Source organism: Streptomyces yongxingensis, assembly GCF_055597465.1.
This window is the reverse complement of the sequence record NZ_CM145717.1, coordinates 6,211,689-6,224,044: the sequence shown is the minus strand read 5'-3', so window position 1 is coordinate 6,224,044 and position 12,356 is coordinate 6,211,689. Positions and strand designations below refer to the sequence as shown.

Annotated in this window: 9 protein-coding genes; 4 read left to right on the top strand and 5 right to left on the bottom strand. The window is 72.2% G+C overall.

Annotated elements, in window-relative coordinates; genetic code table 11:
• Positions 1-184 precede the first annotated feature (184 nt).
• Together ACZ6TD_RS26905 and ACZ6TD_RS26900 are read left to right on the top strand one after the other, a co-directional pair.
• A complete protein-coding gene (locus tag ACZ6TD_RS26905; protein ID WP_471342250.1) occupies positions 185-736 on the top strand; it encodes a hypothetical protein in 552 nt (183 codons plus the stop codon).
• A gap of 280 nt (positions 737-1,016) precedes the next feature.
• Positions 1,017-2,012: an aldo/keto reductase gene (locus tag ACZ6TD_RS26900; protein WP_471342249.1), complete on the top strand. Its 996-nt coding sequence runs from the start codon at positions 1,017-1,019 to the stop codon at positions 2,010-2,012.
• Between the two features lie 170 nt (positions 2,013-2,182).
• Here the strand turns inward: ACZ6TD_RS26900 and thpR are convergent, their stop codons facing one another.
• From thpR to ACZ6TD_RS26880, 4 genes are all read right to left on the bottom strand, one after another.
• The gene (thpR, locus tag ACZ6TD_RS26895; RefSeq protein WP_471342248.1) at positions 2,183-2,776 is read right to left on the bottom strand and encodes an RNA 2',3'-cyclic phosphodiesterase; all 594 of its coding nucleotides are present in this window, start codon (positions 2,774-2,776) and stop codon (positions 2,183-2,185) included.
• Positions 2,777-2,926: 150 nt separating this feature from the next.
• On the bottom strand, positions 2,927-4,360 hold the full coding sequence (locus ACZ6TD_RS26890) for an MFS transporter (protein ID WP_471342246.1): 1,434 nt from the start codon (positions 4,358-4,360) through the stop codon (positions 2,927-2,929).
• Positions 4,361-4,393: 33 nt separating this feature from the next.
• A complete protein-coding gene (locus ACZ6TD_RS26885) occupies positions 4,394-4,855 on the bottom strand; it encodes a MarR family winged helix-turn-helix transcriptional regulator (RefSeq protein ID WP_471342245.1) in 462 nt (153 codons plus the stop codon).
• A 232-nt stretch (positions 4,856-5,087) separates the two neighbouring features.
• Entirely contained in the window at positions 5,088-6,554 is a 1,467-nt protein-coding gene (locus tag ACZ6TD_RS26880; protein WP_471342244.1) for an NCS2 family permease, read from the bottom strand.
• A 214-nt stretch (positions 6,555-6,768) separates the two neighbouring features.
• Between ACZ6TD_RS26880 and ACZ6TD_RS26875 the strand changes: the two genes are divergently transcribed.
• Positions 6,769-7,050, top strand: coding sequence for a DUF2530 domain-containing protein (locus ACZ6TD_RS26875; protein ID WP_471342242.1), 282 nt, complete (start codon positions 6,769-6,771; stop codon positions 7,048-7,050).
• A gap of 361 nt (positions 7,051-7,411) precedes the next feature.
• Positions 7,412-8,230: an SAM-dependent methyltransferase gene (locus ACZ6TD_RS26870; protein ID WP_471342241.1), complete on the top strand. Its 819-nt coding sequence runs from the start codon at positions 7,412-7,414 to the stop codon at positions 8,228-8,230.
• 71 nt (positions 8,231-8,301) lie between these two features.
• On the opposite strand, the gene ACZ6TD_RS26865 is transcribed toward ACZ6TD_RS26870, so the two are convergent.
• The gene (locus tag ACZ6TD_RS26865; RefSeq protein ID WP_471358060.1) at positions 8,302-11,847 is read right to left on the bottom strand and encodes a sacsin N-terminal ATP-binding-like domain-containing protein; all 3,546 of its coding nucleotides are present in this window, start codon (positions 11,845-11,847) and stop codon (positions 8,302-8,304) included.
• Positions 11,848-12,356: the final 509 nt, after the last annotated feature.

Below are 12,356 nucleotides of genomic sequence, written 5' to 3'. Positions count from 1 at the left end.
ATGATTTCCGCGATCACGGGCAGATAACGTCTGTCAATTATTTGTGCGAGCGACCACTCCCAAATAACCCCGAGATTATTTGATCTCATCCGGGGATTATTTCGGCGAGAAATTTATCGGTCATTGACGGCATAGCGGGCGGCGGCATTGCAATGCAGAAAGGCCCCGCTTACGGTCTGAGCTCATGAGCGAATACAGCCAGTCCTCTTATGCGCAAACCGCACCGCCCACGCATTCCGCCGGTGCCCCGAACCACGGTGCGGCACCGGCCGCGCCGTCCAAGAAGATCGCGATCTTCGCGATCGTCGGCTCGGTCATCGCGCTGGTCGGCTCCATGGTGAACTGGGTGATCTCCGACGCCGAGGGCGCCACCGGGGGCATCAAGGGCATCGACGGCGACGGCATCATCACGCTGATCATCGCCCTGGTCGCGGCGATCCTGTTCATCGCCGCCATGGCCACCAAGAAGGCGGCGCTCTACCTGGTCGGCGGCGTTCTGGGGCTGGCCATGGCCATTGTCGCGGTCATCAACATGGCGGACACCGAGCGGCTGCTCGTCCAGAAGCTGAAGGACGAGGAGGGGGTGTCGCAGCAGGTCGCGGAGAAGGCGGCGGAGCAGGCCGCGAAGCTGTACGACATGACCGCGGGACCGGGGCTCTACATGGTCCTGATCGGCGCACTGATGGCCCTGGCCCTCGGCGTTCTCGGCTTTATGAAGTCCCGCGCCGCCCGGTAATCCGAAAAGGTCGGTCGCTTTCGGCGACCATATTCAGCGGCCATATCCGGCGACCGGAGTTCGACCGGAGTTCGACGGGAGTTCGATCGGAGTTCGACCGAAGTCCGACTCGAGCCGCAGAAACCCAAGACGCCCGCTTTTTGACCGCACGGGGGGCCAAAAAGCGGGCTTTCGGGTTTTCCACGGGGAATTCTCGGCCGGGGCCCTGCCGCCGCCGATGACCGAGCACCCGGCCCGCCCCCCTTGATTAGAGCGCACTCCAACGGCTTGGCTGATCCCCATGGAGTACACGCAGCTCGGACGCACAGGTCTCAAGGTCAGCCGTATCGTCCTCGGCACCATGAACTTCGGTCCGCAGACGGAGGAGGCCGACAGCCACTCGATCATGGATGCCGCGCTCGACGCGGGCATCAACTTCTTCGACACCGCCAATGTGTACGGCTGGGGCGAGAACAAGGGCCGCACCGAGGAAATCATCGGGAGCTGGTTCGCCAAGGGCGGCGGGCGGCGCGAGAAGACGGTCCTCGCGACCAAGGTGTACGGAAACATGGCCGCCGAGGGTGAGCCCTGGCCCAACAGCGACAAGCTCTCGGCCGTGAACATCCGCCGGGCCGTGGACGCCAGCCTCAAGCGGCTCGGCACCGACTACATCGACCTCTACCAGTTCCACCACGTGGACCGCTCCACCCCGTGGGACGAGATCTGGCAGGCCATCGACGTCCTCGTACAGCAGGGCAAGATCGTCTACGCGGGCTCCTCCAACCACGCGGGCTGGCACATCGCCCAGGCCAATGAGGCCGCGGCCCGCCGCGGTTCGTACGGGCTGGTCAGCGAGCAGTGCCTGTACAACCTGGCCGAGCGCCGCGCCGAGATGGAGGTCATCCCGGCCGCGCAGGGCTACGGCGTGGGCATCATCCCCTGGTCGCCGCTGCACGGCGGGCTGCTCGGCGGGGCGCTCCGCAAGGAGCGCGAGGGCGGCGGTTCGCGCAGCACGTCCGGGCGCAGCGCCGACGCGCTGAAGAACACGGCGGTGCGCGACCAGATCCAGCGGTACGAGGACCTGCTGGCCAAGCACGGCATCGAGCCCGGCGAGGCGGCCCTGGCCTGGCTGCTCACCCGGCCCGGGGTCACCGGTCCGATCGTGGGCCCGCGCACGGCCGAGCAGCTGGCGTCGGCGGTGCGGGCGTCGGAGCTGAAGCTGGGCGAGGAGCTGCTGACGGAGCTGGACGAGATCTTCCCGGGCCCGGGGCCGTCGCCGGAGGCGTTCGCCTGGTAGCCGAGGGCGAGAGCTATGAGGGGGCGTGGGCCGCGCGGCGGTCCACGCCCCCTTGTTCTCAGCCGCCGAGGGCGGCCGCCGCGGCGACGACGACGAGAATCAGCACCAGCGCGCCGCTCATGATCATGTTTCTGGTCTTGGGGTCCACACCTCGAGATTAGCCGGACCGCTCAGTGCCCCAGCGGCCAGGCCGCCACCACCTCGTAGCGCGGCTGCTGCCCGGGGACGCCCGGGGCCGGTGGATGGCTGCGCACCAGGCTGAGCTCGCCCACGGTCCACTCCCGGCCCGCGAAGCCGGTGAGCCCGTCCACGTACGGCGCGAGGCTGGTGGCGGAGCCATGACGCGGGGAGCCGTGCCGCGGGGAGCGGGCGCGGGCGATGGTCAGATGCGGGTGGTACGGGCGGTGCCGGTCCATCGGGACCCCGGCCCGTCGGCCCCCCGCCTCGGCGGAGTCGGCCAGCCGCCGCAGGGCCTCGCTGTCGCCGTCGACGCCCACCCACACCACCCGGTCGTCGAACCGGCCGCCGCCCGCGAGCCGCAGCTCGTGGGGGTGGTGCCGATGGGCGGCGCGGGCCAGCCGGGTGTGCAGCTCGGGCAGTACGTCCTCGGCCACCTCGCCGAAGAAGGCGAGCGTGAAGTGCCAGCCCTCCCGCTCGGTCCAGCGCAGCCCGTCCGCCCCCGGCAGCGCCCGGAGCGCCTTGACCCGCGCGGCCAGCTCGGCGACGGCCGCCTCCGGCGGCAGCACGGCGGCGAAGAGTCTCATCCGCCCAGTCTCCCGCACCGGGGGCGGGGAACTCAGCCCCTCCGGCGTTTGAGGAGCGAGGCCAAAGGGGCGGGGCCCCGGCGAGGCCAAAGGGGCGGGGCCCCGGCGAGGTCAAAGGGGCGGAGCCCCTTCCGGCACAGCCTGGTGGGTTCAGGCCGTGGCGGCCAGTGGCTTGTCCTCCGTCTCCGGCGTACGCGGCACGAAGATCACATGCGGGTGGCCCCGGCGCAGGTCCAGCTTCAGCCGCAGGCCGCCGGCCCGGACCAGGATCAGCCCCACCGCGGCCGCGGCGGCCGCCGAGATCAGGCCGCCCGCGGCGAAGCCGACGCGCGCGCCGCAGGTGTCGGTCAGCCAGCCCACCAGCGGGCCGCCGATCGGCGTACCGCCGACGAAGACCATCATGAACAGGCTCATCACCCGGCCCCGCATCGCGGGATCCGTCGCGAGCTGGACGCTGGAGTTCGCGGTCACGTTGAACGTCAGGCTGAAGATCCCGATCGGCACCATGAGCGCCGCGAAGAGCCAGAAGTACGGGGTGGCCGCCGCGACCATCTCCAGCACGCCGAACATCAGCGCCGCCCCGACCAGCAGCCGCCGCCGGGCCACCACGCGCCGGGCGGCGAGCAGCGCGCCCGTCACCGAGCCGATCGCGATCAGGGTGTTGAGCAGGCCGTACGTACCCGGCCCGGCGTGGAAGACATCGTCGGCGAAGGCGCTCAGCCAGATCGGGAAGTTGAAGCCGAAGGTGCCGATGAAGCCGACGAGCACGATCGGCCAGATCAGTTCGGGGTTCCCGGCCACATAGCGCAGCCCCTCCCGAAGCTGTCCCTTGCCGCGCGGCGCCCGCTCGACCTTGTGCAGCTCGCTGGTGCGCATCAGCAGCAGCCCGATGATCGGGGCGCCGAAGGAGAGTCCGTTGATCAGGAAGGCCCAGCCGCTGCCCACGGCGGTGATCAGCACACCGGCGACCGCCGGGCCGATCAGCCGGGCGGACTGGAAGTTCGCGGAGTTGAGGCTGACGGCGTTCCGCAGGTCCTTGGGGCCGACCATCTCGTTGACGAAGACCTGGCGGGTCGGGTTGTCGACGACGGTGACCATGCCGAGCAGGAACGCGATCAGATAGACGTGCCAGACCTGCACATGGCCGCTGAGGGTGAGGGCGGCGAGGGCGAGCCCGCACAGCCCCAGCGCGGTCTGGGTGAAGAGGAGCAGCCGGCGCCGGGGACATCGGTCCGCGATGACCCCGCCGTAGAGGCCGAAGAGCAGCATGGGCAGGAACTGCAGCGCGGTGGTGATGCCGACCGCGGTGGAGGAGCCGGTGAGACTCAGGACCAGCCAGTCCTGGGCGATCCGCGACATCCAGGTGCCGGTGTTGGAGATCATGGCACCGGTCGCGAACAGGCGGTAGTTGCGGATCCTCAGCGAACGGAAGGTCCCGCCCCGGGTGCGTCCCGCGGTGACGGCGGGAGCGGGGTCGGATACGGAGTTGCCGGAGTTGCCGGAGTTGCCAGGGCTTCCGGGGTCTCCGGGGTGTGCGGGGTTCTTCGGTGCGGGTGCGGAGTCTGCTCCGGGTCCCGTACTCAAGTGCGTTCGCCTCCTGGCTGCCTCGGGTCGTTCTTACATATGCGCGAGCTTCTCCAGCACGGGCGCGGCGGCGCGCAGCACGGCCCACTCGTCCTCGGTCAGCTCCCCGACCAGCTCGGCCAGCCAGGCGTTGCGCTTGCGTCGGCTCTCTTCGAGCATGGCCTCCGCCCGCTCGGTCGGCGAGACGACCTTCTGCCGCCGGTCCTCCGGATGCGGCTCGAGCCTGACCAGTCCCTTGGCCTCCAGCAGCGCCACGATGCGGGTCATCGACGGCGGCTGGACGTGCTCCTTGCGGGCCAGCTCGCCGGGGGTGGCGGAGCCGCACTGGGCCAGGGTGCCCAGGACCGCCATCTCGGTCGGGCTGAGCGATTCGTCCACCCGCTGGTGCTTGAGCCGCCGCGACAGACGCATCACTCCGGACCGCAGGGCGCTCACGGCGGCCGCGTCATCGGGGGGCGCCTCCGCCTGGTGCTGGGGGCGGGACAGATCCGGCATGGTCTTTAGCATAACTCATTACCTCGCCTAATGAAAACCCTGGGGACTTCCCTATTTTTATTTCACCCGAACGAGTGAGTTGACTCCGGGTAGTGACGTACGGCGACACGCATGAGCGCCCAGGACCACGGGGTGGGTCCGGGGCGCTCAGGGCGGAACGCTCATGCGCCGGGCGGGACGGCGTACACCAGGGGCGGGTCGACGACTCGGCCCGGGCGGGGCCGCGCTCGGCTCAGGAGACGCCGAGTGCCTGTTCGATCGGGTTGAGCAGGAAGTACACCAGGAAGCACAGCCCCACCGCGCCCAGCAGCCACGGGATCTCCCGGGTCCGCCGGGTGGCGATGCGCAGCAGCAGGAACGAGAGGACGCCCAGCCCGATCCCGTTGGTGATGCTGTAGGTGAACGGCATCGAGATCATGGTCAGGAAGGCCGGGATCGCGATCGTGGCATCGCTCCAGTCGATCTCCTTGACGTTCGCCGCCATGATCAGGAAGCCGACGACCACCAGCGCGGGGGTCGCGGCCTGTGAGGGCACCACCTTGGCCAGCGGGGTGAAGACCAGCGCGAGCAGGAAGAGCCCGCCGGTCACCACGTTCGCGAGTCCGGTGCGCGCCCCTTCCCCGACACCCGCCGTGGACTCCACGAAGCAGGTGTTGGCCGAGGCCGAGCCGAAGCCGCCGCCCGCGACCGCGACGCCGTCCATCATCAGGATCCGGCCCATGCCCGGGAGCTGACCGCGCTCATCGGTCAGCCCGGCCTCCTCACCGACGCCGATGATCGTGCCCATCGCGTCGAAGAAGCCGGACAGCAGCACGGTGAAGACGAAGAGACAGCCGGTGAGCAGGCCGACCTCATGGAAGCCGCCGAAGAGGCTGACATCGCCGACGAGGCCGAAGTCCGGGCTGCCGACCACCTTGTCCGGCACCGTGGGGACGGTCAGCCCCCACTGGGCGTCCGGGATCCGGGCCAGGGAGTTGATCACGATCGCGACCACGGTCATGGTCACGATGCCGATCAGGATCGCGCCGCGCGTCTTGCGGACGATCAGGATGAAGGTGAGCGCGAGACCGGCCACGAAGACCAGCACCGGCCAGCCCTGCAGCCGCCCGGCCACGCCCAGCCCCAGGGGGACGGTGGTGTGCGCGGCGTCGGGGTTACGGCTGACGAAGCCGGAGTCGACCAGGCCGATCAGGGCGATGAACAGCCCGATGCCGATCGCGATCGCCCGCCGCAGCCCGGACGGGATCGCGTCCATCACCCGCTGCCGCAGCCCCGAGGCGACGAGGATCATCAGCACCAGACCCGCGAGCACCACCATGCCCATCGCGTCCGGCCAGCTCATCTTGGGCGCGAGCTGGAGCGAGACCACGGCGTTGATGCCGAGGCCGGCGGCCAGCGCGATGGGGACGTTGCCGATGATCCCCATGAGCAGCGTGGTCAGGCCCGCGATCAGGGCGGTGGCGGTGACCAACTGGCCGTTGTTGAGCTGATGCCCGAACTTGTCCGTACCGGCCCCGAGGATGATCGGGTTCAGTACGACGATGTAGGCCATCGCAAAGAACGTGGCCAGTCCACCCCGGATCTCCCGGGAGATCGAGGAACCACGCTCGCTGATCTTGAAGAACTTGTCGATGCCGTTGGCGGGGGGAGTCGGAGCCTGCTTGCCGGCATCGACCGGCGCGGTGGCCGAGGGGGACATGAAGGACCTCAGTGTGCGTGAACATCAACAGCGGGTCCTTTGGGATGCCCTTTGGATGATCGAACAAGACATTCCGCTCAGACCCAGAAGTATTCAGTATGAAACTATCAAGGCCCGATCGCCAAACCGGTCCCGGCGAGGCCCTCTGCGAGGTCCGGCACGGCCCCGGCACGGCCCCGGTCGGGCCCAGGACCGGCCCCCTTAAGCTGTGGCCATGACGAAGTGGACCCCCAAGCACGAGGCGCCGGAGCCCCTCGAGGGCAATGTCGTGGCCACGATCACCGGCGGCACGATCGTGTGGTTCGTCCTCTTCCTCGTCCAGCTGCCCTTCTACGGCTGGTTCCACGAGCACGGTCACCTGTGGTGGCTGTGGACCTGCCTGGCCGGCGGCGGGCTCGGGCTGCTCGGCATCTGGTACGTACGGGCCCGGGACACGGCGATCCGCCACGGCTCACGGAACGGCGACGCGCAGCCGGCCGACCCACAGAACGGCTGACGCCCAGCACGACTGACGCGCAAGCACGGCCGGTCCACAGCACGGCCGGCGCACCCACCCCGAGCGCGCACAAGGCGGTACCCGTGACGGCGCGGCGCCGGGCCGTCCGCCGTTCCCGGCAGCGGCCCGGCGCCCTGGCCTGGTGCGCGGGCGCGCTCCCCTCCTCATGACGCACCCGCTCACCCGTCTGTGGCGCGCGCAGAAAGATGAGGGCCCCGCCGCGGGGACGCGCGGGCGGAGCCGGATGGGCCAACTGTACGATCTTCACGGGCCGTTCACAATGTTGCGGAAGCCTCACGCCGGGCACTTTGTTCGGGAACTACCGTCTTGTGATCGTCAACTCACCAGTAATGTGAGGGATATGACCGGTAACCGCTTTCGTGCCGATGAGATCGACACCAGCAAGCCGCACTCGGCCCGCATGTACGACTACTTCCTGGGCGGCAAGACCCACTACGCGGTCGACACCCACGCCGCCGAACAGGTCGAGGCCGTCTGGCCCGACGTCAAGCCGTGGACCCGCGCCAACCGGTCATTCATGCACCGCGCGACCCGCTGGCTCGCGGGCGAGGCGGGCATACGGCAGTTCCTGGACATCGGCACCGGCATTCCCACCGAGCCCAACCTCCACCAGGTCGCCCAGAAGGCCGCCCCGGACTCCCGGGTCGTGTACGCGGACAACGACCCGATAGTGCTGGCCTACGCGCAGGCCCTGTTGCTCTCCACGCCCGAGGGCCGCACCGCCTACATCCACGCGGACGTCAGCGATCCGGCGGCGATCCTGGCCGCCGAGGACCTGAACGACACCCTCGATCTGTCCCAGCCGGTCGCCCTGTCGCTGAATGCGATCATGCACTTCATCGCGGACGAGCAGAAGCCGTACGAGATCGTGCGCCAACTGGTCGAGCCGCTGGCCCCGGGCAGCTATCTCGTGCTCTCGCACGGCGCGATCGACCCCCGCCCCGGGGTCTCGGACGCGGTCACCAACCTCTACCGCAGCAGCGGCATCCATGTGCAGGGACGCTCCCGGGAGGAGATCCTTCCGTTCTTCGACGGGCTGGAGCTGGTCGATCCGGGCGTGGTGATGCCGCACCGCTGGAAGCCCGAGAACGAGCAGGCCAGGGCCGAGGCGGAGGCCACGGAGCTATGGATCTTCGCGGGCGTGGCACGCAAGCCCTGACCTGGGTGCGGGGGCCTGACCAGGCCGTACCGTACGCAGTGCCCGGCCACGCCCCGTACGGCTCGCGCCCGTCAGTCGAACCAGCGGGCCCGCGCCAGCTCCTCCGTACGGGTCAGATCCTCCAGCAGGGCCGCCACCTCGAACCGGCGCGCCCAGTGGCCGGCGGCCCAGGACAGACCGGCCGCGACGCCCTCGACCGTCGAGGCGTGCAGGGTGCCGTCCACGTACCGCCAGTCCAGCTCGATCTCGCCCGAGCCCGCGCCCTCGCCCTCGCCCGGGCCCTCGATCAGCAGCTCCTCGTGTTCGATGTACGACAGCGGGGCGCCCGGGAGGAGTTCGCGGACCGCCTCGGGCACCTCGTGCGAATCGCCCTGTGAGGTCACCCGCGCCGGGTACGCCTCGCTCAGCCGCCGCACCTGGAACAGCTCGGCCAGCTCCGCCGCCCGCGTGGGCCGTACGGGCAGCAGCGCCCGGCCGTCCGCCTCGGCCAGCGACATCAGGTCCGGGGCGTCCGCGACCAGCGCCTCGCCCGCCTCGACCACCGTCGGCTCGCCGTCCACGATGGCCCGCAGCTCATCCGGCAGGGTCACCTGCTCGGGGTCCAGGTCGGCCAACTGACCGTAGAGGGCGTGCAACTGGGCGGGGGCCACCTCGCGGTCCGGGTCGGCGAGGCGGGCCAGCAGCTCGGCGGCCCCGCCCGGCTCGTCCAGCAGCGCGGCGACCGAGGTCCGTACGCCCAGCGCGCGCAGCACCTGCTCGTCCTCGAACCCGGCGGCGTCCACCGCCTCGTACAGCCCGTCCAGCAGCGGATCGCCCCCGGCCGCGCGCAGCCCGGCGGGGCGGCGGCCGTCCAGCACCGGATGGCCGCGCAGCCACCACGCGGTGTACGAGCGCACGATCTCCGTCGTGCCGTCCGGCAGCAGCACCCGCACCGGCGCGGTCAGCGCGTCGCGCAGCGGCGGCTGGGCCAGCATGGCCAGCGCCCGCGGCCAGGCGTCGTCGTCGACCAGGTCCAGGTCCCGTACGGCCACGATCTCGGTGGCCACCGGCGGCACCGGCGTCTCCGGCAGCCGGTCCAGTACGTCCTCGCACCACACGTCGACGGCGTCCAGCACGCCGACGTCGTCCGGTTCGGTGAAGTCGCCCTCGCGCGGCTCCAGTTCATCCGGGTCCAGCACCACGTCAGTGGCCCTGACCAGCGTGAAGCCCGCCAGCACACCGACCGCGGCGAGCGGCTGCTCACCCCAGCGCTCGGCCAGCTCGGCGTCGCACGCGGCCAGTTCGCCCTCCCGCATCACCTGCTCGAAGGCGCTGCCGGGGAGGACCAGCTCACCGGCCGGGGCCAGTTCCCCGTCCTCGTCCGGGAGCGCGAGCGCGGCCAGCCACGGCTCGTCGCCCGGCGCCAGCCGGGCCTGCTGGACCAGGCCGAGGACGGTGTCGGCCAGCGTGTCGGCGTCCAGCGCCGCGCCCAGGCCCCCCTCGCCCTCCTCAGCGAACGGGTCGTACTCGTCCTCCGCCTCCAGCGAATGCGCGACGGCGGTCCGTACCTGCGGGGTCGTCAGCACGGCGCGGGGCGTGGCGGGGGTGGCGCCGAGCTTCTCCAGCAGCGGATGGGCGGCGTCCGGATGTGCAACTTTCAGGCCGAGGCGGGCGAGGGTGCGATGCGTGTCGCTGACCGCGGCGCCGCGCTCGGAGGTCCGCGCGGGCGCGGCGGGCTCGGCGATTCCGGCGGACTCGACCGGTCCGCCGGGCTCGGCGATTCCGGCGGGCTGGGCGATTCCGGCGGGCTCGGTGGTGACGGCGGACTCGGCGGTTCCGATGCTGTCCAGTCTGTGCAGGCTGTCCAGGTCGCCGTCGGCCTCGCCCGGCAGCGGCAGCAGCACCTGCCGGGGCCCGATCGTCGTCCGGCCGTCCGCCAGCGGCACCGGCAGCCCGCTGAGCCGGTCCGGGTCGATGCCGCCCAGCGAGTCGTACAGCCGCCGCCACCAGGCCGGGGCCCGCTCCACGCCCGCGAGCCGGTCGATGAGCTCGCCCAGCGGCACCCGGGCCACGCCCAGCACCCGCAGCTCCGAGCGGCGCTCGAGGCCCGCGGGCAGCAGCGTCGGGAACAGCTCGGCCAGCACCTCCACCGTCTCCGCGCCCGCGCCCTCGACGATCTCGGCGTCCCGGGGCCGCAGCGCGTACGGCTCGCCCTCCGCGCCGCCGCGCGCCAGCACGTCGTCGTCCCAGTCGGCCGGGGTGGGCGCGGGCGGGGCGGCAGCCGGCTCCCCCGCCGCGGGGCCGCCCTGGGCGGCGTCCGGGCCGAGCGCCTCCGGCGAGCCCAGCCAGCCCGCCACGGCCTCGGCCACGGCCGCGTCCTCCGTGCCCACGCCCACCGCCGGTGCGGCGGCGCTGGGCAGGAACGGCACCCTCGGCAGCCGCTCCAGCACCCGCTGGCGCAGCTCCCCGTCCAGCTCGCCCCGGCCGAGCTGGCCCGGGACCAGGTCGATCGAGCCGACCGAGACCGGATGCCAGTCGCGCAGCAGCGTCGCGTACGACTCGGCCGCGCGGTCCAGCAGGAAGTCCGTGAGCGGCCCGGGGGCGGTGTGGCGGCGGGTGGGCTCCAGCGGGAAGGACGCGATCAGCAGCGCGGGCATGCCCAGCGGCTCGTCGGTCGGCGTCGGGGCGTGGACCACCGGGGCGGTCGCGGGGCGCGTCGGCGCGCCCTCCGCGTCCACCGGGACCGCCCAGGTCACCGACCACACCGGGCGCAGCCGCTCCTCCACCGGGCGGTCCGCGAGCAGCTCCGGCTCCAGCCGCCCGCCGACGCTCTCGGTGCGCCAGCGCGTCGTACCGCGGGCGCCGCTGTCCTCGACGACGGTGTACGGGCCGTCCTGGCGGCGGCGCAGCGTCCGGGTGCCCTCGACGGTCTCGACCACGACCTCGGCCAGGCCGGGCAGGGTGAGCAGCAGCGCGTCGTCGATCCCGGCCAGCAGCCGCTCGGCCACGTCCCAAGCGGCGCCGTCGCGCAGCGGCAGCACGGCGACGGTGTCGTAGCCGTCCGGGGCGCTCCCCTCGGCGGGCAGCGGCAGCCGCAGCAGCGGCACGTGGCCGTCCCGGCGGCGCAGCTCCTCGGCGAGGCCGGGGCTGGTGGCGGTGGCACGCTGGGTCAGCTCCCGCGCCTCGGCCAGCGACCAGCGCACCCCGCCGGCGCGCCCCACGACCGCGGGCTCGTCGCTCACCGCGAGCACCGCCGCGAAGCCGACGCCGAACCGCCCGACCGCGCTCTCCGGGTCGTCCCGCTTGGCCGACGCCCGCAGCGTGGACAGCGACTCGACGCCCGCCGCGTCCAGCGGCGCCCCGGTGTTGGCGGCGGCCAGCACGGCGGGCTCGCCGTCGGTGGCCGGCCGGAGGGTCAGCCGCAGCCGCCCGGACACCCCGGCGCGGGCGGCGGCGTCCGCCGCGTTCTGGGCCAGCTCGACGACCAGCCGGTCCCGGTGGCCGCCCAGCGCCAGGTCCTCCTCGGCGTTGGCGTCCTCCCGGAACCGGGCGGGCGACGCGGCCCAGGCGTCCAGCACGCCGCGCCGCAGCCGCGCGGTCCCGAACGGGTCCGCGTCCTCGGTCGCGCCTCGCACCATCGCCGTGCTGCTCACGTCTCGCCTCCGGAAGTTCCTGGTCGGGGTCCGTCCTGCGCCACGGCGCCACACCGCCGAGTCCCCCGCGGTGCGGATCACCCCACCGCGCTCGCCGTTCCCTCGCGTGCCGCCCTTGCTAGCCGCGAACGTACCGCTATCCGCCCCCAAACGACGCCTCGGGCCCCACACAACCGGATTCTCCCCCTCACCTTGGGGCCCACGGGCCCCGTCTCACCAGGTCCCTGCCTTGGGCACGCGGGCAGAGGCGCACCCTCCACCGCCGCCAGCACGCCCCCGCCGTGACGGGCGCCCCGCGCCGTCGTGGCCGCTTGCCCCAGGGGATGTCCGACGGATCGTGACGCCTGCGGCGGGCTGTTCCCCTCCCCGCCCCTTCCCGAAACTGGGGCTCCGCCCCAGACCCCGGGGTCCGGGGGCGAAGCCCCTGCCACGCGCGGCCTCCCTGGGCGCCGTCCGGTAAGGGCGAACCGGGTCGGCGGGACTCGCCGCTGGGC

Coding starts and splice junctions, on each gene's coding strand:
- thpR (WP_471342248.1), bottom strand. CDS start 2,776: ATGAGACTCTTCGCCGCCGTGCTGCCGCCGGAGGCGGCCGTCGCCGAG.
- ACZ6TD_RS26875 (WP_471342242.1), top strand. CDS start 6,769: ATGACGAAGTGGACCCCCAAGCACGAGGCGCCGGAGCCCCTCGAGGGC.
- ACZ6TD_RS26900 (WP_471342249.1), top strand. CDS start 1,017: ATGGAGTACACGCAGCTCGGACGCACAGGTCTCAAGGTCAGCCGTATC.
- ACZ6TD_RS26885 (WP_471342245.1), bottom strand. CDS start 4,855: ATGCCGGATCTGTCCCGCCCCCAGCACCAGGCGGAGGCGCCCCCCGAT.
- ACZ6TD_RS26865 (WP_471358060.1), bottom strand. CDS start 11,847: ATGGTGCGAGGCGCGACCGAGGACGCGGACCCGTTCGGGACCGCGCGG.
- ACZ6TD_RS26870 (WP_471342241.1), top strand. CDS start 7,412: ATGACCGGTAACCGCTTTCGTGCCGATGAGATCGACACCAGCAAGCCG.
- ACZ6TD_RS26905 (WP_471342250.1), top strand. CDS start 185: ATGAGCGAATACAGCCAGTCCTCTTATGCGCAAACCGCACCGCCCACG.
- ACZ6TD_RS26880 (WP_471342244.1), bottom strand. CDS start 6,554: ATGTCCCCCTCGGCCACCGCGCCGGTCGATGCCGGCAAGCAGGCTCCG.